General features: G+C 68.8%; 18 protein-coding genes and 1 riboswitch. Of the genes, 4 read left to right on the top strand and 14 right to left on the bottom strand.

Annotation, left to right across the window (positions count from 1 at the left end):
- On the bottom strand, positions 1 to 937 hold a 937-nt coding region (gene murB, locus AC1RTA_RS13165; RefSeq protein WP_492784950.1), incomplete at its 3' end, for a UDP-N-acetylmuramate dehydrogenase.
- Between the two features lie 115 nt (positions 938 to 1,052).
- Here murB and AC1RTA_RS13160 point away from each other — a divergent pair.
- Complete coding sequence (locus tag AC1RTA_RS13160; protein WP_492784949.1) at positions 1,053 to 2,072, top strand: diguanylate cyclase domain-containing protein; 1,020 nt, start codon at positions 1,053 to 1,055, stop codon at positions 2,070 to 2,072.
- A 255-nt stretch (positions 2,073 to 2,327) separates the two neighbouring features.
- Entirely contained in the window at positions 2,328 to 3,065 is a 738-nt protein-coding gene (locus tag AC1RTA_RS13155; RefSeq protein ID WP_014235896.1) for a 2-phosphosulfolactate phosphatase, read from the top strand.
- Here the strand turns inward: AC1RTA_RS13155 and AC1RTA_RS13150 are convergent.
- Both AC1RTA_RS13150 and AC1RTA_RS13145 read right to left on the bottom strand, forming a co-directional pair.
- On the bottom strand, positions 3,026 to 3,472 hold the full coding sequence (locus tag AC1RTA_RS13150; RefSeq protein ID WP_492784948.1) for a PACE efflux transporter: 447 nt from the start codon (positions 3,470 to 3,472) through the stop codon (positions 3,026 to 3,028). The two genes, AC1RTA_RS13155 and AC1RTA_RS13150, sit on opposite strands and share 40 nt — an antisense overlap.
- Before the next feature lie 10 nt (positions 3,473 to 3,482).
- A complete protein-coding gene (locus AC1RTA_RS13145; protein WP_492784947.1) occupies positions 3,483 to 4,373 on the bottom strand; it encodes a radical SAM protein in 891 nt (296 codons plus the stop codon).
- Positions 4,374 to 4,490: 117 nt separating this feature from the next.
- Here AC1RTA_RS13145 and AC1RTA_RS13140 point away from each other — a divergent pair, with 117 nt between their 5' ends.
- Both AC1RTA_RS13140 and AC1RTA_RS13135 read left to right on the top strand, forming a co-directional pair.
- Positions 4,491 to 5,051 carry a DOMON-like domain-containing protein gene (locus AC1RTA_RS13140; RefSeq protein ID WP_492784946.1) on the top strand — a complete coding sequence of 187 codons (561 nt, stop codon included), beginning with the start codon at positions 4,491 to 4,493 and terminating at the stop codon, positions 5,049 to 5,051.
- An 8-nt stretch (positions 5,052 to 5,059) separates the two neighbouring features.
- Entirely contained in the window at positions 5,060 to 6,268 is a 1,209-nt protein-coding gene (locus AC1RTA_RS13135; protein WP_492784945.1) for an exo-beta-N-acetylmuramidase NamZ family protein, read from the top strand.
- Positions 6,269 to 6,274: 6 nt separating this feature from the next.
- On the opposite strand, the gene AC1RTA_RS13130 is transcribed toward AC1RTA_RS13135, so the two are convergent.
- From AC1RTA_RS13130 to AC1RTA_RS13080, 11 genes are all read right to left on the bottom strand, one after another.
- Positions 6,275 to 7,372, bottom strand: coding sequence for a methyltransferase (locus AC1RTA_RS13130; protein WP_492784944.1), 1,098 nt, complete (start codon positions 7,370 to 7,372; stop codon positions 6,275 to 6,277).
- 11 nt (positions 7,373 to 7,383) lie between these two features.
- Positions 7,384 to 7,989, bottom strand: a complete 606-nt coding sequence (locus tag AC1RTA_RS13125) for a TetR/AcrR family transcriptional regulator (RefSeq protein WP_130459659.1) — start codon at positions 7,987 to 7,989, stop codon at positions 7,384 to 7,386.
- A 163-nt stretch (positions 7,990 to 8,152) separates the two neighbouring features.
- Complete coding sequence (argC, locus tag AC1RTA_RS13120) at positions 8,153 to 9,112, bottom strand: N-acetyl-gamma-glutamyl-phosphate reductase (RefSeq protein WP_492784943.1); 960 nt, start codon at positions 9,110 to 9,112, stop codon at positions 8,153 to 8,155.
- 106 nt (positions 9,113 to 9,218) lie between these two features.
- Entirely contained in the window at positions 9,219 to 10,583 is a 1,365-nt protein-coding gene (locus AC1RTA_RS13115) for a ferredoxin reductase family protein (protein WP_492784942.1), read from the bottom strand.
- Positions 10,584 to 10,743: 160 nt separating this feature from the next.
- Complete coding sequence (phbB, locus tag AC1RTA_RS13110) at positions 10,744 to 11,481, bottom strand: acetoacetyl-CoA reductase (protein ID WP_014235888.1); 738 nt, start codon at positions 11,479 to 11,481, stop codon at positions 10,744 to 10,746.
- 286 nt (positions 11,482 to 11,767) lie between these two features.
- Positions 11,768 to 15,448: a methionine synthase gene (gene metH, locus AC1RTA_RS13105; protein WP_492784941.1), complete on the bottom strand. Its 3,681-nt coding sequence runs from the start codon at positions 15,446 to 15,448 to the stop codon at positions 11,768 to 11,770.
- Positions 15,449 to 15,535: 87 nt separating this feature from the next.
- A riboswitch (S-adenosyl-L-homocysteine riboswitch) is annotated at positions 15,536 to 15,617 on the bottom strand.
- A gap of 80 nt (positions 15,618 to 15,697) precedes the next feature.
- Positions 15,698 to 16,183, bottom strand: a complete 486-nt coding sequence (gene bamE, locus AC1RTA_RS13100; protein WP_152090145.1) for an outer membrane protein assembly factor BamE domain-containing protein — start codon at positions 16,181 to 16,183, stop codon at positions 15,698 to 15,700.
- Entirely contained in the window at positions 16,180 to 17,343 is a 1,164-nt protein-coding gene (locus AC1RTA_RS13095) for a response regulator (RefSeq protein WP_014235885.1), read from the bottom strand. The genes bamE and AC1RTA_RS13095 overlap by 4 nt, the downstream gene beginning before the upstream one ends.
- An 11-nt stretch (positions 17,344 to 17,354) precedes the next feature.
- Complete coding sequence (locus AC1RTA_RS13090; protein ID WP_492784940.1) at positions 17,355 to 21,269, bottom strand: response regulator; 3,915 nt, start codon at positions 21,267 to 21,269, stop codon at positions 17,355 to 17,357.
- A gap of 54 nt (positions 21,270 to 21,323) precedes the next feature.
- Positions 21,324 to 22,517, bottom strand: coding sequence for a multidrug effflux MFS transporter (locus AC1RTA_RS13085; RefSeq protein WP_492784939.1), 1,194 nt, complete (start codon positions 22,515 to 22,517; stop codon positions 21,324 to 21,326).
- A gap of 67 nt (positions 22,518 to 22,584) precedes the next feature.
- Positions 22,585 to 24,093, bottom strand: coding sequence for a YifB family Mg chelatase-like AAA ATPase (locus tag AC1RTA_RS13080; protein ID WP_492784951.1), 1,509 nt, complete (start codon positions 24,091 to 24,093; stop codon positions 22,585 to 22,587).
- Positions 24,094 to 24,119 lie beyond the last annotated feature (26 nt).

Below are 24,119 nucleotides of genomic sequence, written 5' to 3'. Positions count from 1 at the left end.
CCCCGCCACGATTCACCAGCACCAGGGCCTGCTTCTCATACATCCCCGCCGGCCCCAGATTCCTCCCCTTCCACCCCGCCTGCTCGATCAGCCAGCCGGCGGCCAGCTTCACCCGGCCGTCGTGCTGGGGGTACTGGGGCAGGGTCGGGTACTCGGCCGCCAGCCGGGCGGCGGTGGCGGCGTCCACCACCGGGTTGTGGAAGAAGCTGCCGGCGTTGGGCACCTGGGCCGGGTCAGGCAGCTTGCGCTGGCGGATGGCGATGATGGCGTCCGACACCTGCAGGGCCGTGGGGGCGGCGATGCCGGCTGCGGCCAGTTCCTTGGCCACGTCCGCATAGCGGGTCACCGCCTGCCAGTGCTTCTCCAGGCGGAAGGTGACGTGGGTGATGGCGTAGCGGCCGTCGAGGTGCCAGCCCTCCTGCTTGAAGAGGCTGTCCCGGTAGCCGAAGCGCAGCTGGTGGCGGTCGAAGCGCACCGCTGCGCCGGTGGTCAGGTCCACCGCTTCCAGGTGGTGGAAGCGTTCCCCCACTTCCAGGCCGTAGGCGCCGATGTTCTGGATCGGCGCGGCGCCGACGGTGCCGGGGATGAGGGAGAGGTTCTCCAGGCCCGGGTAGCCGGCGGCCAGGGTCCAGCGCACGAAGTCGTGCCAGTTTTCGCCGGCGCCGGCGCGGATGTACCAGGCCTCGTCGTCTTCCGCCGCCAGCTCCCGGCCGGGGATGGCCAGGCGCAGCACCAGGCCGGGGAAGTCGCCGTTGAGCACCAGATTGCTGCCACCGCCGAGAATGAAGCGGGGCTTGCCTTGCAGGGCAGGCACGGCGGAGAGGGCCGCCAGTTGTGCCGTTGCGGTGATGGTGCCGAGGAAGGCGGCGCGTCCCGGCAGGGCCAGGGTGTTGAGGGCTTGCAGGTCGGCGTCGGCTTGCAGGAAGTTGGGTAGCATGGCGTGGCGTCAGGTCGGGCGGAGGGTTGAGTGCCGGAGAAGGGCGCAAGGCGCCATTCTACGCCTTCGTTTTCAGGCATCATTGGCTCTGACGATCTCCTCAATGACACTGCCCATGGACCCAGAACGACAGCGCCTGATCCGCTCCCTGTTTGATGAATACATCGAGATGTACGCCACCCGGGATGACCGGCTGACCTCCCGCTTCAGCGAAAACTTCAGCGGCTATACCGGTGGCGGTGATTTCCTGGTGAAGGACAAGGCCGAATGGGTCAAGATCACCCGCCAGGACTTTGCCCAGGTTGCCGAACCCCTGCGCATCGAAATGCTGGATCTGTCGCTGCAGGACATCAGTGCCGACGTGGTCCTGGTCACGGCCTTCTTCCATATCCACCTGCCGCTGCCCGACCATATCCTGTCCCGGGAGACGGCCCGGCTGGTGCTCCTGTTCAAGCAGGAAAACGGCGCCTGGATGATCGCCCACAGCGGCATTTCCATTCCCTATCATCTGGTCCGGGACGGGGAGGTGTATCCCCTCCAGGGCCTGCACGAGCGCAACCGGGAGCTTGAGGCCCTGGTGGAGGAGCGCACCCGGGCCCTGGAAGAGGCCAATGCCAAGCTGGAGGCCCTGAGCTATACGGACGGGCTGACGGGCATCGCCAACCGCCGGGCTTTCGACCGGACCCTGGTGCAGGAGTGGAGCCGGGCCCAGCGCAGCGCCGCTCCCCTGGCGCTGATCATGCTGGATGTGGACCTCTTCAAGCATTTCAACGACCACTACGGCCACCTGGAGGGGGACGCCTGCCTGCAGGCCCTGGCCGGGGTGCTCACCCGGGCGGGGCGGCGGGCCAGCGATCTGGTGGCGCGTTATGGCGGGGAGGAGTTTGTCGTGCTGCTGCCGAATACCTCCGCCCCCGAGGCCCAGGAGATCGCCCGCAACATCCAGCAGGCGATCTGGGCCCTGGCCCTGCCCCATGAGGCAACAGCTCCCCGCATCGTCACCGTCAGCCTCGGCATTGCCAGCGTGGTGCCGAGCCGGGAGGCGAATGCCGAAACCCTGGTGCACCAGGCCGACGAGGCCCTCTACGGCGCCAAAAGAGCCGGCCGCAACCGCCTGCAACTGGCCGCCGCCTGAATGGGGCGCTAGCCGGCAGTCCCCCATGAGCAACGGTAGGGGCGGCATCGGCTGACTTCCCGCGCCGCAGCGCTGCTGCCGGCCCAGGCCACTCCGCTCCGCTGGTCGGCTACCGGCGGGCCAGCGGATAGACCTCTTCCGTGTCGTGGCCGCCGTTCCCCGGGGCAGCGATGCGGCGCCGCATCTGAAGCCCGGCGACGTCCGGAAAGGCCCCGGATTCCGCGCCCTGCCCGGCTTTGCTAGCATGGGGGCACCATGCCCCCGCCCCTTGTCGAACGCCGCTACCTGAACCGACTCAGTGCCGCCCCCGAACCCACCGGGGCGGTGGTGGTGATCGATGTGCTGCGCTCCTTCTCCACCGCCGCCTGGGCCATCCATCGGGGCGCCCGGGAGCTGTACCCGGTGGCCGCCCCCGGCGACGGCCTGCTGCTGTTGCAGCATCTGCCCCAGGCCCTGCTGGTGGGGGCGGTGGGCGGCGGCGCCCCCATCCCCGGCTACCACTACGGCAATTCCCCCAGCGCGGTGCAGGGGGCGGAGCTGCAGGGGCGCACCCTGATCCACTGCACAGCCGCCGGGGTGCGGGGCCTCAGCCGCTACCGGACGGCACCCCTGCTCTTCGGCGCGGCCCTGCTCAATGCCCGGGCCACGGCGGCGGTGATCCTGGCCGCCGGCGTGCCCCGGGTGACCCTGGTCATCACCGGCGAATGGACGGACCGGGACGGCGACGAGGACGTGGCCTGCGCCGATTACCTGGAAGCCCTGCTGCAGGGCGGCGATCCTTCCCCGGAGCCCTTCTCCGAGCGGGTGCGGCAGTCGGACTTCGGCCGCCGCTTCGCCGCCGGCGACCAGCCCCACCTGCCCCCCGCCGACCTGGACCTGTGCGCCGAGGCCAACCGCTTCGACTTCGCCCTGCAGGCCCTGCCCTCGCCCCTGGGGCTGCGGCTGGTGGCGGTCTACGCTGGCGGCGGGACGATGGGAAAGAGCCGGTCGTAGGCCAGGTTGAAGACGAAGGCGTAGGCGGTATACACCAGGGCCAGGCCCAGGTCCGCCACCAGGGCGGCCCACCAGGAAAGGCTGGTCCACAGCACGATCACCGGCAGGGTCAGGAGCAGCAGGCCGCCCTCGAAACAGAGGGCGTGCAGGATGCGGCCGCGCCAGCCGCGCTGGTCGGCCCGGGTGCCGAAGTGGTGGGCCTGCAGCCAGTCCACCGCCGTGTTGTAGCCGCCGTTCCACAGGGCGGCCATGAGGGACAGCACGGCCAGCAGGCCCAGGGCGCTTTCCATGGACTGGCCCGAGACCCAGGCAAAGCCCGGGGTGATCAGCAGCAGGCCGAGCAGTTCGAAGAGGGCCACCTGGCGGAGCCGGTCCTTGAAGCTGCGCAGGGGTACGCCGTGGCTCATGGCGTCTGCCTCACAGGCCCCGGGCCCAGGCGGGCCGCAGGGGGGCGTGGGCCGGGTCGGCCAGGGCGGCGCGCACCTGGGCCAGCAGCTTGTCCTGGTCCGTGGGCAGGTTGCCCTTCAGCACCAGCCAGTTGGAGGCGTGGTCGCTGCGGAAGACGGTGCGCTTCAGTTGCAGCAGGGAGAGGAAGCGCTCCATCTCGCGGAACAGGCCCATCTGGTCGAGAGGTTCCCACTCCGGGTAGTCGGCGCGGAAGCGCTCTTCCCCCATGGGAAAGCTGACCACCAGGGTGGAAAGGAATTCGGGCTGGGTGGCGTTGGCCAGGCGGGCGGAGTTTTCCGCGTGCTGCTGCCAGTGGGCGTGGCCCCCCAGGCCGTTGAGGATCATCACCGAGCGGGTGATGCCGGCCTCCCCCAGCTTCGCCAGGGCCTCCCGGGTGCTGTCGAAAGTCTCGCCCTTTTTCACCTTTTCCAGCACCAGGTCGTCACCGGATTCGGCGCCGACATAGGCCATGGAGAGGCCGGCTTCCTTGAGGGCTTTGATCTCGTCCACGGATTTCTTGCGCAGGTTGCGCGGCAGGCAGTAGCTGGACACTCGCCGTACCGCCGGCAGGTGGCTGCGGATGGCTTCCAGGTAGGCCAGGAGGCGCCGGGTGGGCAGCACCAGGGCGTCGCCGTCGGCCAGGAAGACCCGCCGCACCTGGCTGCCGTACTGGGCGCTGACGCGGCGGATGCTCTCCAGCACCTCTTCCTCCTCCCGGGCGCGGAAGCGCTTCTGGGGGGCGGTGTACATCTCGCAGAAGGTGCACTGGTTCCAGGAGCAGCCGTCGGTGACGGGCAGGATCAGGGATTCGGCCTCGCTGGGCGGGCGGAACACGGGTTCGACGTAGCGGATCGGGAGCATGGGCCAAATTGTAAGGCCCTTCGCCGGCCCCGCGGCATCCGGGGCGGCCCGGGCTGGGCTAAACTTCGCCCCTGCTTGCCCATTTTCCCCATGCCCGGCGCCTTCCCCCTTTTGCCCATGACCTCCTTGCCCGCCAACCGCGCCCTGACGCCCCATCCCGAGCATCCGGCTCCTGCCGTGGCCGGTATTGCGGTAGCCGTGGCCGCCCATGGCAGCGGCGGCCTGCAACTGGACTACCGCCTCGCCGGCGATCTGGCCGCCCTGCGCCTGCCCTCCCCCGCCGCACCGGTGGCGCCCGACCGGCTGTGGGCCCACACCTGTTTCGAGGTCTTCCTCCGCCGGGGCGGCGAGGCGTATCGGGAGTACAACTTCTCCCCCTCCGGCCAGTGGGCCGGTTACGCCTTCGCTGCCTACCGCCAGCGCCTGGAAAATGTCACCCTGCCGGCGCCCCATCTGGAGTGGCAAGTGGCTGAGGGCAGCCTGAGCCTCCGCGTTGCCTTGCCCGCCGAAGCCCTGCCTGCCGGCGACGGCGAGCTGCTTTTGGCCCTGACCACTGTGGTGGAGCAGGCCGACGGCCTGCTCTCCTATTGGGCCCTGGCCCACCCCGCCGGCAAAGCCGACTTTCACCACCGGGACGGATTCGCGCTTGCCGTTCCCCTCGCCCTGCCCGACCTGTAGGACATCCCATGATCCAGTTTGGCCTCGACCGCCTGCTCGCCGACCCCGCCCTGCGCCGCCCCCTGGCGGGCAAGCGGGTCGCCCTCCTCGCCCATCCCGCCTCCGTCACCCGGGACCTGACCCATTCCCTGGACGCCCTGGCGGCCCTGTCCGACCTCGAGCTTTCCGCCGCTTTCGGCCCCCAGCACGGCCTGCGCGGCGACAAGCAGGACAACATGGTGGAATCCCCGGACTACGTGGACCCCCTGCACGGCATTCCCGTCTTCAGCCTCTACGGCGAAGTGCGCCGGCCCACGGACGCCATGATGGACAGCTTCGACGTGCTGCTGGTGGACCTGCAGGATCTGGGCTGCCGCATCTACACCTTCATCACCACCCTGCGCTACGTGCTCGAGGCCGCCGCCAAGCACGGCAAGTCGGTGTGGGTGCTGGACCGTCCCAACCCCGCCGGCCGTCCGGTGGAAGGCCTCTTGCTGCGCCAGGGCTGGGAGAGCTTCGTCGGTGCCGGTCCCCTGCCCATGCGTCACGGCCTGACCATGGGCGAACTGGCCCGCTGGTTCATCGCCACCCTCAAGCTGGACGTGGATTGCCAGGTCATCACCATGGCCGGCTGGCAGCCCGAAGCCGGCCCCGGCTACGGCTGGCCCCTGGGCGAGCGCAGCTGGGTCAATCCCAGCCCCAACGCCCCCAACCTCTCCATGGCCCGAGCCTACGCCGGCACGGTGATGCTGGAAGGTACGACGCTGTCCGAAGGCCGGGGCACCACCCGCCCCCTGGAACTCTTCGGCGCCCCGGACATCGACGCCCGGGCGATCATCGCCGAAATGGGCGCCCTGGCCCCCGAATGGCTCAAGGGCTGCGTGCTGCGGGAATGCTGGTTCGAGCCCACCTTCCACAAGCACGCCGGCAAGCTGTGCCACGGCGTGCAGATCCACGTCGAAGACCCGGCCCACTACGACCACGCCGCCTTCCAGCCCTGGCGCCTGCAGACCCTGGCCTTCAAGGCCCTGCGTCGCCTGCAGCCCGACTACCCGATCTGGCGTGACTTCCCCTACGAATACGAACGGGACCGCCTGGCCATCGACCTCATCAACGGCAGCCCCCTGCTGCGGGAATGGGTGGATGATGCCGCCGCCACCCCGGCCGATTTCGACGCCCTGGTGCGGCCGGACGAGGCAGCGTGGGAGATGGCGCGGGCGCCCTTCCTGCTCTACTGAGCGGTCTCAGTGGCCCCGGCGGAACACCAGAATCCGGGCAAAGCTGCGCAGGGCCACGATTTCTTCCAGCACCACCCCGGCTTTCACGGCCAGGGCTTGCCATTCCGCCTGGGTGCGCTCCCGCCCCCGGGTGCCCATGAACATTTGCATGTCGAACGAGGCGGCGGTCAGGTCGGCCCCCTGTTCCGGCAACACCTGTTCCAGAACGACCACGGGGGCGCCGGCGGCGGCCACGCGCCCGAGCACGGCAGCGGCCTCGGCATCGTCCAGGCAATGCAGCACGGCGGCGAGGAGGAAGACATCGCCGGGGCTGGCCGGCGGTGGCTGGTAACTTTGCAGGTCGGCGGCCAGGAAGGTCAGGCGCTCCGCTTCTGCATCGCCTTCCCGATGCTGCCGGGCCTCGGCCACCACGCTGGGCCGCTCCACCACCGTGGCCCGCAGCCGGGGGTGGTGGCGCAGGATGGTGCGGGCCTTGCTGCCGCGGGCCCCCCCCAGGTCGATCAGGTGATGGAAGCGGCTCCAGTCAAAGTCAGTGGCGAAGCTGTCGCCGCTCAGGGCTTCCACGCTATCCATGGCGTCGGCGAACAAGCGCTCCAGTTCGGGATGGTCCGTCAGATAGGGAAAGAGCTCCTGACCGTGGCTGAGGGCGAAGGGCGCCCTACCCTCGCGTAGACCTTCTTCCAGGGATTCATACCAGGGGCGGCACATGGCTGGATCGTTGTGCAGGAGGATCATGGCCCTGAGGTTCCGCGGGTGATCCCGGCGCAACCAGCCGGACAGTGCATTGTTGGCGAAGCGGCGGGGCGCCGTTTCGCGGAACACTCCCAGGGCTGCCAGCAGCCGCAGCAAGCGGGCGATGGCATCCCCATCGGCTGCGATGCGCGAGGCGATCTCCTCCGCCGTCAGGGTTTCCTCCCCGAGTCGGGTGGCAATATCCAGGCGGGCGGCGGCGTAGAGGGCGCGGGACTGCCAGAAGGCCGAGCCGATCTGCAGCAGGCGGAACGGGGCCGGGGTGAGGCGTGTCGGCCATTGCTGCACCCGGCTGGCGAAGCGCATGACGCGGCCGAAACGGCGTACGGCTCCGGCGTGGCGCTGGTAGGTCATGGCGGGGCTCCTCAGTCGGCGGCGGGCTTGAGTCCGGCGGTAAAAAGATGGCCGTTGAAATCGGCCAGGCGGGCGAGAAATTCGCCATCCATGGGCCGTTCCATCTGCTCCTCGAAAATGTCCTTGAGCAGCATGGGCGTCATGGCCAGGCTGACGAAGGCCAGGCGCAGGATGTCCGGGTCCGTGCCGGCATCCACCTGGCCACTGGCCTTGAGCCCCTCCACCCGCCGGGAGCCCCGGTTGCGGCCCCGTTCCAGCAGCTGCTGGATGAAGCGACGGCCGGGGCCCTGGTTGAGCGCCAGGACCTTGAGGATCAGCTTGGGAAACTGGGGCTGGCCGGCCATGGTGTCGTAGTACAGCCGGAGCAGACTGCCGAAGCCGTCCACTGCGTCGAACAGGGGGCCATCCAGCACCTCCAGCAAGGGGGCCAGGCTTTCCCGGATCATCTCTTCGTAAAGCCCTTCCTTGCTGCCGAAGTAGTAGCGGATCATGGAAACGTTGGCGCCTGCCTGTTCGGCGATCTGACGGGTAGTGACGCGGTGGTAGTCATCGGCGAGGAAGCGCTCCAGGGCGGCGCTGATAAGGCGTTGGCGTACTGGGAGGCGGTCTTGGTCCATGCTGGCGCTCGGTCGAAGTGATGAGCCAAGACTAGCACCGAGGCTGCCCGATTCCGGAGCGCTTTCGTCAATCAAATTGGATCACTTGATTGAGCTGGGCATAAAAGAAAAGGCCGGCCCGGATTGCCCGGGCCGGCCTTTTCGTTGGTGCGATGGGCGGTGCTTATACGGCCAGGCCGGTTGCCTCGTCCACGCCCAGCATCAGGTTCATGCACTGGATGGCGGCACCGGAGGCGCCCTTGCCCAGGTTGTCGAAGCGGGAGGCCACCAGGATCTGCTCGCCGTGGCCGAAGACGAAAATCTCGGCCCGGTTGGTGTCGTTGCAGGCGGTGGCCGGCAGGAAGCCGTTGTCCAGCACCGGGGCGGCATCCAGGGGCATCACCTTCACGAACACTTCGCCGGCGTAGTACTCGCTGTAGAAGGCCTGCAGGTCGGCCGGGGTGACCTTCTTGCCGAGCATCCGGGGCAGCAGGGGCACCGCCACCACCATGCCCTGGGCGAAGTTGCCGACGATGGGGGTGAACAGGGGCTGGTGCGCCAGGCCGGTCTGCATCTGCATTTCCGGCAGGTGCTTGTGGGCGAGACCGAGGGCGTAGAAGCGCGGGCTCTTCATGGCGTCCGGCAGGCTGGCGGGCTCTTCGTAGCTGGCGATCATTTCCTTGCCACCGCCGCTGTAGCCGGTGATGGAGTAGGTGCTGACCGGGTAGTCCTTGGGCACGATGCCGCCGGCCACCAGGGGCGCCATGAGCATGATGAAGCCGCTGGCGTGGCAGCCGGGCACCGCCACCTTCTGGGCCTTGGCGACGCGCTCGCGCTGGCCGCCGTTGAGTTCGGGCAGGCCGTACACCCAGTCCGGGTTGGTGCGGTGGGCGGTGGAGGCGTCGAGGAAGCGGGTCCTGGTGTTGCCCGGGGCCAGCAGGGCCACGGATTCCCGGGAGGCGGCATCGGGCAGGCAGAGGAAGACCACGTCGGCGTTGTTGATGTACTCGGCCTTGACCGCCGGGTCCTTGCGCTTGTCCTCGGGGATGGTGAGGATTTCGATTTCCGGGCGGATGGAGAGCCGCTCGTCGATCTTGAGACCGGTGGTGCCGTGGCGGCCGTCGATGAATACCTTGAAAGTCATGGCGAATTCCGTGTGCGTGCGCAGTGTGCTGAGGATCAAACCGCTATTGTAGGCGGGCTGGAAGGCTTTTTGATGACCAATTCCCTTCCGCCCGCCCCTCGGGGCCTCAGCGCATTTGGAACAGTTCCTGGTGGAAGCGTTCCTCCGCCATGCCCTGGGCCTGGAAATCCTGCCGCAGGGCCTGGCCGAAGGCGGGCGGGCCGCAGAACCACAGGCTGGCCTGGCGCCAGTCGGGCACGGCCTGGCGGATGCGTTCCCTATCCAGCAGGCCGTCCCGGGGGCTCACCAGCAGGTGCAGATGCACCCCCGCGGCGGCGGCATCGGCCCGCAGCTTGGCGATGGCAGCCTCCGAGTATTCCGCCGTGGGGTGGAACAGGTGGATGCTCTGCTGCCCGGGCCGGGCGGCCAGCTGCTTCATGCGGGCGATGAAGGGGGTGATGCCGATACCGGCGCCGATCCAGATTTGCAGGGGCTGCCGGTCGTTGAAGTCGAAGCAGCCGTAGGGGCCTTCGACGACCACGCCGGCGCCCACCTTGAGCTTTTCCCGGAGGCGGCTGGTGTGGTCGCCCAGGGCCTTGGTGATGAAGACGATGCGCCGGTTCTCCGGCTCCCAGGCCGAGGCGATGGTGTAGGGATGGGCGCCCTCCCCCTGGTCCGAGGTGGCGAAGGCGAACTGGCCGGCGGTGTGGCCGGCCCAGCCTGGCTCCAGCTGGATCGCCGTTTCCAGCACCTGCAGTTCCGGGTAGTAGGTGAGGCTTTCGATGCGTCCCGCAACCTTGCGCCCGGCGCCGACCCGGCGGGACAGCACCAGCCAGGCCGCCACCGTGCCGCCGAGCAGCAGCAGGGCCAGGGCCCAGCCCACCGGCTGGCTCCAGTATTCGGCCTTGAACAGGATCAGGGCGTGGTACACCAGCAGCAGGTAGAGGGCTGCCAGCCATTTGTGGGTCTGCACGAAGCGGTGGTAGGGGAAGCGCTTCACCAGGGCCAGCACCAGCAGCACCACGGCGGCGTAGAAGGCCCATTCGCCGATGTTCTCCGCCAGGCCCCGCTGGCTGCGCAGCCATTCGGCCAGGGTGTCCGCGCCCATGCCGGGGCCGCCAGGGCCGCCGGGACCACCCGGGCCGGCGCCCTTGCGCGCCGGCTTGACCAGCCAGCCCCAGCCCACCATCCACTTGGTGCCCTGGGCCCACCACCAGTGGATGACGCCCAGCACCAGGGTACTGATGCCCAGCCATTTGTGCAGGCGGTACATCTTGTCCAGGCCGTTGAGGCGGGGCTCCAGCCATTTGGGCCGGGCCGCCAGGATCATGGCCAGGCTCATGGCGCCCATGAGCAGGAGGCCGGTGTACTGGACGAAGACGCCGCGGAAGGAAAAGTAGGTGAAGGGGGCAGGCAGCAGGCTGTCGGCCAGCAGCCAGAGGGTGGACAGGCCCAGGAACAGGCCCCACAGGGTGAGCTTGATGTTTTTCATGACGATCTCGAGCGGCTTTGTTTCTTGATATGAAACCACCATGAGCCGGGGGCGTCCATGCCGTATCCGGTAAATTCAGGTAACAACTTATTGCCGGGCGAAAAAAAGCCGGCCCGCCCCCGGAGGGACGGGCCGGCCGCGGGCCGCCGCGAAGCGCGGTTTAGCCCATGTGCAGGCCGCCGTTCACCGAGAAGTCGGCGCCGGTGGCGTAGCCGCCCTCGTCGGAAGCCAGCCAGGCCACCATGGAGGCGATCTCGGACGGCTCGCCCAGGCGCTTCACCGGCACCGTGGCGACGATCTTCTCCAGCACCTCGGGGCGGATGGCGCGGACCATGTCGGTGCCGATGTAGCCGGGGCTGACGGTGTTAACCGTGACGCCCTTGCCCGCCACCTCCTGGGCCAGGGCCATGGTGAAGCCGTGGATGCCGGCCTTGGCGGTGGAGTAGTTCACCTGGCCGAACTGGCCCTTCTGGCCGTTCACCGAGGAGATGTTGATGATGCGGCCGAAATTGGCCTCGATCATGTCCTCGATGACCTGCTTGGTGACGTTGAACAGGCTGTCCAGGTTGGTGGACAGCACCGCGTCCCAGTCGGCCTTGCTCATCTTGCGGAACTGGCCGTCCTTGGTGATGCCGGCGTTGTTCACCAGCACCGCCACCGGGCCGTGCTCGGCCTTGACCTTGGCGAAGGCCTCCACCGTGGAATCCCAGTCGCCCACGTTGCCGGCGCTGGCGTAGAAGGTGTAGCCCAGGGCTTTCTGTTCCTCCAGCCACTGCTTGTAGTCCCGGGTGGGGCCGCAGCCGGCGACGACCTTGAAACCGTCCTTGTGCAGGCGCTGGCAGATGGCGGTGCCGATGCCGCCCATTCCCCCCGTGACGTATGCCAGTTTTTGATTCATTGGAACCTCCTCGTTATTTTTGGTTGGAGTCCGGGAGGCTTGTTAAAGGAATGTGCGCTGCCCCCGGCAATCTGGCCCGGCGGCACCCCATGGGGAGACGCCATGGCGATTTCATTATGGCACCAAGAAAATGCCCGTGGTCTGGCGGTGCAGCAAAAGCAGAACGGCCCGCCGGGAAGGGCGGGCCGCGCTGGGAAGGGGGTGGCCTGGAAGGCAGGAAAGACGGGCTTCCCGGCCATGCCATGCCGGAGATGGCCGTCCCTCCCGCCCCTGGGGGCAGGTGCCGTTACAGGTTGGGCGCCAGCCAGCGCTTGGCCTGCTCCAGGGTGAAGCCGGCCCGGCCGGCCCAGTCTTCCAGCTGGTCCTGGCCGATCTTCTGGATGGCGAAGTACTGGGCCTGGGGGTGGGCCAGGAAGAAGCCGGAAACGGCCGCCGCCGGCGTCATGGCGTAGCTCTCGGTGAGGCCCATGCCGATGTTGGCCTCCGGCTGCAGCAGCTGGAACAGGCCGCCCTTGGCGGTGTGGTCGGGACAGGCCGGGTAGCCGGGGGCCGGGCGGATGCCGCGGTACTCTTCCTTGATCAGCTGCTCGTTGGAGAGCTGCTCGTCGGCGGCGTAGCCCCAGTCCTCCTTGCGCACCTTCTGGTGCAGCCACTCGGCGCAGGCTTCGGCCAGGCGGTCGGCCAGGGACTTGAGCATGATGGACTTGTAGTCGTCGTGAGCCGCCTCGAACTCGGCCAGCTTCTGCTCGATGCCCAGGCCGGCGGTGACGGCGAAGGCGCCGGCATAGTCGGCGACGCCGCTTTCCTTGGGCGCCACGTAGTCGGAGAGGCACAGGTTGGCCTTGTCCTCGGGCCGCTTGTGCTGCTGGCGGATGCCGTGCCAGGTCAGCACCGGCACGCTGCGCTGCTCGTCGGCGTAGAAGACGATGTCGTCGCCGACGGCATTGGCCGGCCACAGGCCGAAGACGGCACCGGCCCGGAGCCACTTCTCCTCGATGATCTGCTGCAACATGGCCTGGGCGTCGGCATAGACGCCCCGGGCGGTCTCACCCACTACCGCATCGTCGAGGATGGCGGGGAAGCGGCCGGCCAGGTCCCAGGTCTGGAAGAATGGGCCCCAGTCGATGTACTCGGCCAGGGTGGCCAAGTCGATGTCCTGCAGCACCTGCAGGCCCAGCTTCTGCGGCACCGTCGGCACCAGGGTGGCATCCCAGGGCAGGCGGTTGGCCCGGGCCTCGGCCAGGGTCACCATGGCGCTGCCCTTCTTGCCGGCGTGCTGCTGGCGGATGTTGGCGTAGTCGGCGGCCACCTCGGCGGCGTAGCTCTCCCGCTGGCCTTCCGAGAGCAGGCTGGTGACCACGCCCACGGCCCGGGAGGCATCCGGTACATAGACCACCGGTGCCTGGTAGTTGGGGGCGATCTTGATGGCGGTGTGGGCCCGGCTGGTGGTGGCGCCGCCGATGAGCAGGGGCACGTTGAAGCCCTGGCGCTGCATTTCGGAAGCGACGTGGCTCATTTCTTCAAGAGACGGGGTGATGAGACCGGAGAGGCCGATGGCCTGGGCGCCGTGCTCCTTGGCGGCGTGCAGGATCTTCTCGGTGGGCACCATCACCCCCAGGTCCACCACGTCGTAGCCGTTGCAGCCCAGCACCACGCCGACGATGTTCTTGCCGATATCGTGCACGTCGCCCTTGACCGTGGCGATGACGATCTTGCCCTTGGAGGAGGCGCCGGTGCGGGCCTTCTCTTCCTCGATGTAGGGAATGAGGTGGGCCACGGCCTGCTTCATCACCCGGGCGGACTTCACCACCTGGGGCAGGAACATCTTGCCGGCGCCGAAGAGGTCGCCCACGGTGTTCATGCCGTTCATCAGGGGGCCTTCGATGACGGCCAGGGGCGGCTTGCCGGCGGCAGCCAGGGCGGCCCGCACTTCCTCGGTGTCGGCCACCACGAATTCGGTGATGCCCTTGACCAGGGCGTGCTCCAGGCGCTTTTCCACCGGCAGGGTGCGCCAGGTGAGGTCCGGCCCCGTGTCCTTGGCCTTGCCTTCCTTCACCGTCTGGGCGAACTCCACCAATGCTTCGCCGGCGCCGGGGTGGCGGTTCAGCACCACGTCTTCCACCTTCTGCCGCAGTTCCGGTTCCAGGTCGTCGTACACGCCGAGCATGCCGGCGTTGACGATGCCCATGGTCATGCCGGCCTGGATGGCGTGGTAGAGGAAGACGGTGTGGATGGCTTCCCGCACCGGGTCGTTGCCGCGGAAGGAGAAGGAGACGTTGGAGACGCCGCCGGAAATCTGGGCGTGGGGCAGGTTTTCACGAATCCAGCGGGTGGCGTTGATGAAGTCCACCGCGTAGTTGTCGTGCTCCTCGATACCCGTGGCGATGGCGAAGATGTTGGGGTCGAAGATGATGTCCTGGGCCGGGAAACCGATACCGACCAGCAGGTCGTAGGCCCGCTTGCAGATCTCGGTCTTGCGCGCGTAGGTGTCGGCCTGGCCCTTCTCGTCGAAGGCCATGACGATGACGGCGGCACCGTAGCGGCGGGCCAGCTTGGCCTGCTCCAGGAACTTGGCCTCCCCTTCCTTCATGGAAATGGAGTTCACGATGCCCTTGCCCTGGATGCATTTGAGGCCGGTCTCGATCACCTCCCACTTGGAGGAGTCGAGCATGATGGGCACCCGGGAAATATCCGGCTCCGAGGCGATCAGCTTGAGGAACTTCTCCATGGCGGCCACGGAATCCAGCATGGCCTCGTCCATGTTGATGTCGATGACCTGGGCACCGTTTTCCACCTGCTGTCGGGCCACGGCCAGGGCGTCGTCGTAGCGCCCTTCCAGGATCATGCGGGCGAAGGCCTTGGAGCCGGTGACGTTGGTGCGCTCGCCCACGTTCACATAGAGGCTGTCGGGGCCGACGTTGAAGGGTTCCAGGCCGGAGAGGCGCAGCTGGGGCTCGATCGCCGGAATGGCCCGGGGGGCGATGCCGGCCACCATCTTGGCGATGGCGGCGATGTGGTCCGGCGAGGTGCCGCAGCAGCCGCCGACGATGTTCACGAAGCCGTGCCTGGCCCAGTCGGCGATTTCCTCGGCCAGCTGCTCCGGGGTCTCGTCGTAGCCGCCGAAGGCGTTGGGCAGGCCGGCGTTGGGGTGGGCGGAGACGAAGCAGTCGCACACCCGGGACAGCTCCTCCACGTACTGGCGCAGTTCCTTGGCGCCGAGGGCACAGTTGAGGCCGAAGGAGAGGGGCCTGATGTGGTTCAGCGAGTTCCAGAAGGCCTCGGCGGTCTGGCCCGAGAGGGTGCGGCCGGAGGCGTCGGTGATGGTGCCGGAGATCATCACCGGCCAGCGGCGGCCCACCTTGTCGAAGAAGGTCTCGATGGCGAACAGGGCGGCCTTGGCATTCAGCGTGTCGAACACCGTCTCCACCAGCAGGATGTCGGCGCCGCCGTCGGTGAGGCCGCGGATGGCTTCCAGGTAGTTTTCCACCAGCTCGTCGAAGGTGACGTTGCGGTAGCCGGGATCGTTCACGTCCGGAGAGATGGAGGCGGTGCGGCTGGTGGGGCCGAGCACCCCGGCGACGAAGCGGGGTTTGGCCGGGTTCTTTGCCGTGAATTCGTCGCACACTTCCCGGGCCAGCCTGGCGCCGGCCACGTTCAGTTCGTAGACGATGGCTTCCAGCTTGTAGTCGGCCTGGGACACCTTGGTGGCGTTGAAGGTGTTGGTTTCCAGGATATCGGCGCCGGCCGCCAGGTATTCGGCGTGGATGCCGCGGATGACCTCGGGGCGGGTCAGCAGCAGCAGGTCGTTGTTGCCCTTCAGGTCGTGGGCGTGGTCGGCGAAGCGGGTCCCGCGGTAGTCCTTCTCGGTCAGCCCGTGGCGCTGGATCATGGTGCCCATGGCGCCGTCCAGGATCAGGAGGCGCTGCTGGAGAAGGGCGGAGAGTTCGGAGCTGCGGTCGGGCTGCATGGATTACCTCGGCGTTTCAGTATTCACCGGCCGGGCGCCGCCACTTTGCATGCTGGAAAAGCAAACGGCGCCACAAACCATTTCGGGGGTTTGCGAGCGCCGTTGATCGTTGCCGAGCCTGGCCCGGAGTCCGGAAAAAACCGGTCGGGTCGCAGCGCTCCTCGGCAGGGTCGCAAGTTTACTTTTTGCGGCCCCCGCTGCCAAGCAAAACTTGATAAAAAACAGGGGGCTCCGTGCCGATCGGCGACTTCAGGCCTTCGCTTCCACCCGCCGGGAGGTGCCGCTGACCCGGCCGTCCGCACCGAAGTGCACGTGGAAGTGGGTTTCGTCGCTGGCGGGGATACCGGCGATGCGCCAGTCCCACACGGTTTCCGGCTTCAGGGGAAAGTGGTTGATGCTGCCCGGCCGGCCCAGGATGCGCCGCACCTGCTCCTGGCTCATGCCCTTTTCGATGCGGGCGAAGTTGGCCTCGGTCAGCACCTGTTCCACCGAGCGCAGGATGCGGTCGGGGCCCAGGGTGATCATGTAGGTGTCCACCCCGGCCGGGCCCCGGGGATATTCCCAGGTCAGGCTGCCGTCCTCGTTGTGCCATTCCATGGCGGGGGTGCCGAAGCGGTCCCGCACTTCCAGGTCGGTGGAGGTGCCGGGCTTCAGGTCCTGCAGGGCCAGGTAGTCGCAGCCCGCCAGGGAGAGGCCCAAAAGCAGGGCCAGGACGGCCAGGGGACGGCCCTTCACGGGGCGGCCTCGGTGAATTGCAGGCGCACCCGCTCCGCCTCCAGCTGGGCGTCGCCTTCGGTGTCGGCGAAGGTGGCGGCGATGCTGCGGAAATCCTCGGCCACCTGGAGGAAGGCGTCCACCATGTCTGGATCGAAGTGCTTGCCGCGCCCTTCGCTGATGATCTGCACCGCCTGCTCATGGGGGAAGGGGGGCTTGTACACCCGGCGGCTGATGAGGGCGTCGTAGACGTCGGCCACCGCCATGAGCCTGGCCGCCACCGGAATCTCGTCGCCCCGCAGGCCCAGGGGGTAGCCGCTGCCGTCCCATTTCTCCTGGTGCGCATAGGCGATGTCCCGGGCGAAGCGGAGGAAGGTGTTGGGCGAGTTGAGCCGCACTTCGGCGTGGAGGATGGCGTCCCGGCCCAGGGTGGTGTGGGTCTTCATGATCTCGAACTCTTCCGGGGTCAGCTTGCCCGGCTTGAGCAGGATGCGGTCGGGAATGCCCACCTTGCCGATGTCGTGCAGGGGCGCGGACTTGTACAGCAGCTCGATGTTGGCGTCGCTGAGGAAGGCGGCGAAGCGGGGGTGGCCCTGCAGCTGCCGGGCCAGGATGCGCACGTAGTTCTGGGTGCGGCGGATGTGGTTGCCGGTTTCGTTGTCCCGGGTTTCCGCCAGGGAGGCCATGGCCATGATGGTCACGTCCTGGATCATGGAAACCTCCTGGGTGCGGCGCTGCACCTCGCTCTCCAGGTAGGCGTTCTGGTCCTTGAGGAAATCCTTGGCGGCCTTCAGGGTGAGGTGGGTGTGCACCCGGGCGAGGAGGATGGGCGGGCTTACCGGCTTGGTGATGTAGTCCACCGCGCCCAGCTCGAAGCCCTGGCGCTCGTCCTCGATCTGACTGCGGGCGGTGAGGAAGATGAAGGGAATGTCCCGGGTGGCCGGGTCGGCCCGCAGGCGCCGGGCCACTTCCAGGCCGTCCATGTCCGGCATCATGATGTCGAGCAGGATCAGGTCCGGCGGCGGCGTGCCGGCGGCCACCCGCAGGGCCCGCTCGCCGTTGTTGGCCACCTTGATGGCGTAGCGGTCCTGCAGCAGCTCGGCCATCAGGGTCAGGTTGTCCGGGGTGTCGTCCACCACCAGGATCACGGGCCGGGTCGTGAAGTCCAGATTGAGGCTCATGGCATCCCTCCCTAGAGATGGGCCCGGGCGATGTTGAGGGCCCGGTCGTAATCATAATCGGCAATGGCCTTTTCCAGACCTGTCAGGTCCGCCGGCGGCAGCAGCCCGGCCAGGAGGGCGCGGCTTTCCCGGAACAGCTGGCCGGCGTGGATTTCGCTGGCTTCCAGCTGTTCCGCCAGCTCGGCCAGCAGCTGGCGGGCCCGGTGGCGCTGAACCGCATCCAGGGGGGCTGCCTGGGTCGGCGCCGGGCCGCCCTCTTCCGCCAGGGCGGCGGCGATGGCCCCGGTGACGGCCGCCAGCTCTTCCGCCAGGCGTTGCCGCAGGGACTCCAGTTTCTGCCCCTGGCCGTCGTTGCGGCGCAGGGCCTGGTCCAGGGCCGTGGCCTTCTGCTGCAGCACTTCGGCGCCGATGTTGCCGGCGACGCCCTTGAGGGTGTGGGCCAGGTGTTCGGCCGCCGTGATGTCGCCGTCGGCCAGGGCCTGGCGGATGTGCTCCCCCGTGCCGGTCTGGGTGTCCACGAAGCGCAGCAGCAGGCGCCGGTAGAGGGCCTGGTTGCCGGCCATGCGGGCCAGGCCCTGGGTCGTGTTCACGCCGGGGATGGGGGGCAGCGCATCCGTCCCATCCTTGGCGGGGGCTGGCGCCGGTGCCGAGGCGCCCGGCCGTTCCTCGTACCAGCGGGCCAGGGTGGCGGCCAGGGCGGTGGGGTCGATGGGCTTGGCCAGATGGTCGTTCATGCCGATGGCCAGGCAGCGCTCCCGCTCCTCCGGCATGGCGTGGGCGGTCATGGCCAGGATCGGCAGGTGGGCGAAGCGCTGCTGGCAGCGTAGCCGTTCGGTGGCGTCGTAGCCGTCCAGGTGGGGCATCTGCAGGTCCATCAGGACCAGGTCGAAGCTGTCGTCCGGGGAGCGTTCCAGCAGTTCCACCGCCTGCAGGCCGTCGCCGGCCACCGTCACCTGGGCGCCCATGGATTGCAGCAGTTCCACGGCGATCTGCTGGTTGATCTCGTTGTCTTCGGCCAGCAGGATGCGCATGCCGTCGATGCGGGTCTGGGGGGCGGCGATGTGCAGGGGCGTGGCCGGGGCGTTGTCCGTGTCCACCAGGCTGACGAGGACGTCGAACAGGGTGGAGGCGCTCACCGGCTTCACCAGGATGCCGCAGATGCCCAGGTTTTCCGTCTGACGCCGCAGTTCCTCCTGGTCGTAGGCCGTCACCATCACCACCCGGGGCCATTGGGCCTGGGGCAGGGCCTGCTGCAGCTTGTGCAGGGTGCTGACGCCGTCCAGGTCGGGCATCTGCCAGTCGAGGAACAGCACCCGGTAGGGGTCGGCGCCGCCCTGCATTTCGGTCAGCTGGGCCAGGGCCTCGGCGCCGGAGGCCACCAGGTCGGGGCGCAGGTCCAGGTGGCGCAGGGCTTCGCCGAGGATTTCCCGGGCGGCGCCGTTGTCGTCCGCCACCAGCACCCGCAGGCCGGCCAGGGAGGCTGGCAGGGTGCGGGGCCGGGCCAGTTCCTCGGCACGGCCGAACCAGGCGGTGAAGCAGAAGGTGCTGCCCTCCCCCAGGGTCGAGTCGGCCCAGATGGTGCCGCCCATCATTTCCACCAGGCGGCGGGAGATGGAAAGGCCGAGGCCGGTGCCGCCGTACTTGCGGGTGGTGGAGCCGTCGGCCTGGGTGAAGGCCTGGAACAGGTGCAGCAGCTGCTCCCGGCTCATTCCGATGCCCGTATCCTCGATCCAGAACTGCAGTTTGACCCGGTCCCCGGCCTGGTCCACCGGCCGGGCTGTGAGGGTGATCTGGCCCCGCTCGGTGAATTTGATGGCGTTGGAGACCAGGTTGGTGAGGATCTGGTTCAGGCGCAGGGGGTCCCCCACCAGGCCGGCCGGGGTGCCCGCATTGACGTTGAACAGCAGCTCCAGGCCCTTTTCGTTGGCCTTCAGCCCGAGCAGGCCGGAGACGTTGTCGAGCACGTCCTCCAGGCTGAAGGGCACGTTTTCCAGGGACAGCTTGCCGGCCTCGATCTTGGAGAAGTCCAGGATGTCGTTGATGATGCCCAGCAGGGAGATGGCGGCATTGTGGATCTTGCCCACGTAGTCCCGCTGTTTCGGCGTCAGCTCGGTCTTCATGGCCAGGTGGGCCATGCCGATGATGGCGTTCATGGGGGTGCGGATTTCGTGGCTCATGTTGGCCAGGAACAGGGACTTGGCCTCCGTCGCCTCCTCGGCCGTGGCCCGGGCCCGGCGCAGTTCCTCTTCCATCAGCTTGCGCTCGGAGATGTCCACCACCACGCCCACCATGCCCCCGGGTGTGCCGTCCTCCCGGCTGAAGCCGTTGGCCCAGTAGAGGGTGTCGTGGCGCAGGCCGTCGGCGAAGGGCAGCTGCAGTTCCCGGTGCATCATGATGCCGTCCCGGATGATGGCCTCGGAGACGGCCTGCAGCTCCTGCTTTTCCTCCTCGGCAAGGAAGGGCAGTTCCCGCACCGTCTTGCCGACGATCTGGCCGCGGCCGACGCCGAAGGTGTCCTCGTAGGCCCGGTTGCAGCCGAGGAAGCGGCCTTCCGCATCCTTGAAGAAGACCGGGTTGGGCATGCTGTCCATGATGGCCTGCAGCAGCACCAGCTGCCGCGACGATTCCTCCCGGGCGTCGGCCAGTTCCCGGGTGCGCTGCTCGACCCGTTCCTCCAGGCGCAGGGTGGCGTCCTGCAGGGTTTCCCGCATGTGCTCCTGGGCCGCGGCGAGACGGTCGATCTCGCGCCAGCCGGTGCGCCGGTACTGGCGCGGCGAGAAATCCAGGGCGCCGATGCGTTCGCTGTCCCCGGCCAGGATGTCCAGGGGCACGGCGACGCGGCGCGCCAGGCGGGCCGCCATCACCACACCCAGGCCCAGGGCCAGCACCGCCAGCACCGCCAGCAGCAGCACGTCCCGCAGGGCGCCGGGAATGAAATCCCACAGGGGCGCCTGGGCCACCAGCCAGAGTTGCTGGTCCTGCAGCCGGTGGGGCTGGACGCTGGTGATCCATTGTTCCCTGCCCAGGGTGGTGAAGAAGGCGCCGCGGCCGTTCTGCTCCCAGTGCTCCACCGCCAGGCGCAGGGATTCCACCGGGGACTTGGCCGCCGGCTGCAGCAGGGCCTGGCGCACCTGGTCGTCGCTGCTGTAGCCCGGGTGGCGCGGCAGGGCCAGCAGCAGGCCGTCGTTGGTGAGGACGGCGGCGTGGCCGTGGTCGCCGACGCTGAGGCTGCCGGTGAAGCGGGAAAGGTCGGCCAGCAGCACGTCGAAGGCGATCACATAGGTCTCGCCGCCGCGGCGCCAGCGGGTGGACAGGGTGATGCCGGGCTGCTGGGCGGTGAAGAAGGTGTAGGGCAGGGTCCAGTGCAGGTCATCGTCCCGCTCCAGGGCCAGGGCGCCGCGATGCCAGGGGCGCTGGCGCGGATCGTAGTCCTTGACGACCCGTTCGTCGGAAAGCAGGGTGCGTTCGTCCTGCCACGCCATCCAGCGCACTTCCTTGCCGTGCCGCTGTACGTCGGTGATGCGGTTGTTCCAGGCGCCGTCGGGACGTTGCAGCAGGAGGATTTCCCGGCCCTGGTTGTCGGCGAAGATGACCGAGGAAATGACCGGGGAATTGCGCAGCATGGGCATGAAGCGCTGGTTGAAGGCGCGCACGTCGTCCAGGTCCAGCTCGCCGTTTTCGCCCCAGGTGCGGGCGATGCGGGCCACGTACTCGACCTGCCCCACCTTCTGGGAGATGCGGCTCTGCATGGCTTCGACGGCACCCCGCATCTCCCGGGCGGCCAGGTCGTGCACCGTGGGCCGGATGATGAGGCCGTAGAGGCCGAAGGAAAAAAGGGCGATGGAAACGAAGACCAGGGCCGCCACCCGGATCAGCAGGCTGCGGCGGATGGTGGATTCGTTCTGTCTGGACGGGGCTGCACCCATGATTGGAACCGACCGTGAAGGAGTTCCAGTATAGCGGCGGCCCCCGGGAAAATGTCAGGTGGCTGGCGTCCGGCGGGGCAGGCCCAGGTGCAGCAGGGTACAGGCCAGGCCCAGGGCCAGCAGCAGGGTCGAGCCCAGGGCCAGGTGGCGGGTGGTGTCCCACAGCAGGGGCGCCAGCAGGGCCGCCGCCACGGTGTTCATGCCGGCCTGCAGGAAGGTCTGGCAGGAGGCGGCCAGGCCCCGTTGCCGGGGGAACAGGTCCAGGGCCATCAGGGTCAGGCAGGGCATGGCCATGGCCATGCCGACGTTGTACACCAGCAGATGGATCACGCTCCAGGGAATGCCCGGCGGCAGGCCGAAGCTGACCGCCAGATTGATGGCGGCGCCCAGGCCCATCAGGGCGTAGCCGGCCAGGGCCGTGGCCCGGGGCGTGATGCGCCCGGCCAGGTGGCCGGAGATCCAGGAACCGCCCATGAGGCCGGCCATGGCCGGGCCGAAGAGCCAGTAGAACTCGGTTTCCGAACGGCCCAGGTGCTGCATGAGGAACACCGGGGCCGACATGACGTAGATGAAGAAGCCGAGGAAGTTGAAGGAGATGGCCAGGGAGGCGCTGAGGAAGCCCGGGGAGGTGAGCACGGCCCGGTAGGCGCCCATCAGGTAGCCCGGATGCAGGGGCTGGCGGGTCTCCGGGGCCAGGGTCTCGGGCAGCCAGCGCCAGCAGGCGGCCAGCAGCAGGGCCGTGGCCAGGACCAGGAACAGGAAGATGGAGCGCCAGCCGAAGGCCACGTGCAGCCAGCCGCCGATGATGGGAGCGATGGCCGGCGCCAGGGCGAACATGATGGCCACGTGGGCCATCAGGCGCTGGGCCTCGGCCCCCTGGAAGACGTCCCGCACCACGGCGCGGCCCACCACGATGCCGGCGCCGGCGGTCATGCCCTGCAGGGCACGGAAGAACCACAGCTGCTCGATGCTGGTGGCCAGGGTGCAGCCGACGGAGGCCAGGCCGAACAGCACCAGGGCCCACAGGATCACCCGGCGGCGCCCGAGGGCGTCGGAGAGGGCCCCGTGCCACAGGGTCATGATGGCGAAGGGCAGCAGGTAGGCGGTGAGGGTCTGCTGCACCTGCAGCGGGGTGGCCCCCAGGCTCTGGCCCATTTCCGGGAAGGCCGGCAGGTAGGTGTCGATGGAAAAGGGGCCGAGGGCCGACAGGGTGGCCAGGAGGACGGCGAGGAGGCGGTAGGAAATCAAGGGCGGCTCAATGGAATCAAGGGGGCGGGTCCGGCCGGCGCCGGGGCATGCCCTTCAGGCAAGGCAATCAGCCGGGAGTTTCGTTGCGGCGGTAATGCAGGGCTTCGGCCACCTGGGCGGCGCCGATCTGCGGCGCTGCAGCCAGGTCGGCGATGCTGCGGGCCACCCGCAGGACCCGGTGGTAGGCCCGGGGCGACAGGTCGAGGCGGCGCACCGCCTGTTGCAGCAGGGCGGCCCCGTCGGCGTCCGGCCGGCAATGGTACTCCAGTTCGCTGCCCTCGAGCCGGGCGTTGCAGACGCCCTGGCGCTGCAACTGCCGCTCCCGGGCCAGGACCACCCGCTGCCGCACCTGGGCCGAACTTTCCCCGTCCGGGGCGGCCTGCAGTTCCTCGGCGCCCAGGTCGGGCACTTCCAGCAGCAGGTCGATGCGGTCCAGCAGGGGGCCGGAGAGGCGCCCCCGGTAGCGGGCCACCTGGTCCGGGGTGCAGCGGCAGAGCCGCCGGGGATGGCCCCGATAGCCGCAGGGACAGGGATTCATGGCCGCCACCAGCTGGAAGCGGGCGGGAAAATCGGCCCGGGAGGCGGCCCGGGAAACATGGATGTGGCCGCTTTCCAGGGGTTCGCGCAGGGCCTCCAGGACCCGGCGGTCGAATTCGGGCAGTTCATCGAGGAACAGCACGCCGTGGTGGGCCAGGGAAATCTCCCCGGGCCGGGGCTGGGCCCCGCCGCCGACCAGGGCGATGGCCGAGGAGGTGTGGTGGGGGCTGCGCATGACGCGGCGGGAGAAGGCCTCGGGGCGGAACTGGCGCCCCAGGGAGAGGATGGCGGCCGATTCCAGGGCTTCCGCCTCGCTCATGGGCGGCAGCAGGCCGGGCAGGCGCGCCGCCAGCATGGACTTGCCGGTGCCGGGCGGGCCGCTGAAAAGGAGCGAATGGCCGCCGGCGGCGGCGATCTCCAGGGCCCGCTTGGCCTGGGCCTGGCCCTTGACGTCGCGCAGGTCCGGGTAGGTGTCCGGCGCCGGGGGCGGCGGTTCCGGCTGTTCCGCCAGCAGTTCCTGGCCGTGCAGGTGGGCGCACACCGCCAGCAGGCTGGCAGCGGGGAGGATGGAGGTGTCGGGATGGGCGCGGCGGACCCAGGCAGCCTCGGCGCCGTCGGCCAGGGGCAGGACGAAGGCCCTTGCCGCCCGGGCGGCGGCCAGGGCCATGGGCAGGACGCCGCGCACGGGGCGCAGTTCGCCGGACAGGGACAGTTCGCCGACGAATTCATACTGGTCCAGCCGGGCGGCGGGAATCTGGCCGGAGGCGGCCAGCAGGCCGAGGGCGATGGCCAGGTCGTAGCGGCCCGATTCCTTGGGCAGGTCGGCCGGGGCCAGGTTGACCGTGACCCGCTTGGCCGGGAACTCGAAGCCGCTGGTGATGAGGGCGGCCCGCACCCGGTCCCGGGCCTCCTTCACCTCCGCTTCCGGCAGGCCCACCAGGGTGAAGCCCGGCAGGCCGTTGGCCAGGTGCACCTCCACGGCCACCGGCGGCGCTTCCATGCCTGCCAGGGCGCGGCTATGGACGAGGGCGAGGGGCATGGTGGGGGCCGGAGTCAGGAGCGGGG

It is taken from the genome of Azospira sp. MPR-E4 (genome assembly GCF_058809645.1).
The sequence above is the reverse complement of the archived record's forward strand: the minus strand, read 5'-3'. Positions and strand labels throughout refer to the sequence as shown.

Bases quoted from the DNA above. Each gene is read 5' to 3' on its own strand.
- AC1RTA_RS13130 (WP_492784944.1), bottom strand. From the start codon at position 7,372: ATGACCTACCAGCGCCACGCCGGAGCCGTACGCCGTTTCGGCCGCGTC.
- AC1RTA_RS13125 (WP_130459659.1), bottom strand. From the start codon at position 7,989: ATGGACCAAGACCGCCTCCCAGTACGCCAACGCCTTATCAGCGCCGCC.
- AC1RTA_RS13145 (WP_492784947.1), bottom strand. From the start codon at position 4,373: ATGCTCCCGATCCGCTACGTCGAACCCGTGTTCCGCCCGCCCAGCGAG.
- AC1RTA_RS13150 (WP_492784948.1), bottom strand. From the start codon at position 3,472: ATGAGCCACGGCGTACCCCTGCGCAGCTTCAAGGACCGGCTCCGCCAG.
- metH (WP_492784941.1), bottom strand. From the start codon at position 15,448: ATGCAGCCCGACCGCAGCTCCGAACTCTCCGCCCTTCTCCAGCAGCGC.
- AC1RTA_RS13095 (WP_014235885.1), bottom strand. From the start codon at position 17,343: ATGAGCCTCAATCTGGACTTCACGACCCGGCCCGTGATCCTGGTGGTG.
- AC1RTA_RS13115 (WP_492784942.1), bottom strand. From the start codon at position 10,583: ATGAAAAACATCAAGCTCACCCTGTGGGGCCTGTTCCTGGGCCTGTCC.
- AC1RTA_RS13155 (WP_014235896.1), top strand. From the start codon at position 2,328: ATGCCCCCGCCCCTTGTCGAACGCCGCTACCTGAACCGACTCAGTGCC.
- argC (WP_492784943.1), bottom strand. From the start codon at position 9,112: ATGACTTTCAAGGTATTCATCGACGGCCGCCACGGCACCACCGGTCTC.
- AC1RTA_RS13160 (WP_492784949.1), top strand. From the start codon at position 1,053: ATGGACCCAGAACGACAGCGCCTGATCCGCTCCCTGTTTGATGAATAC.
- AC1RTA_RS13140 (WP_492784946.1), top strand. From the start codon at position 4,491: ATGACCTCCTTGCCCGCCAACCGCGCCCTGACGCCCCATCCCGAGCAT.
- AC1RTA_RS13090 (WP_492784940.1), bottom strand. From the start codon at position 21,269: ATGGGTGCAGCCCCGTCCAGACAGAACGAATCCACCATCCGCCGCAGC.
- AC1RTA_RS13135 (WP_492784945.1), top strand. From the start codon at position 5,060: ATGATCCAGTTTGGCCTCGACCGCCTGCTCGCCGACCCCGCCCTGCGC.
- AC1RTA_RS13080 (WP_492784951.1), bottom strand. From the start codon at position 24,093: ATGCCCCTCGCCCTCGTCCATAGCCGCGCCCTGGCAGGCATGGAAGCG.
- phbB (WP_014235888.1), bottom strand. From the start codon at position 11,481: ATGAATCAAAAACTGGCATACGTCACGGGGGGAATGGGCGGCATCGGC.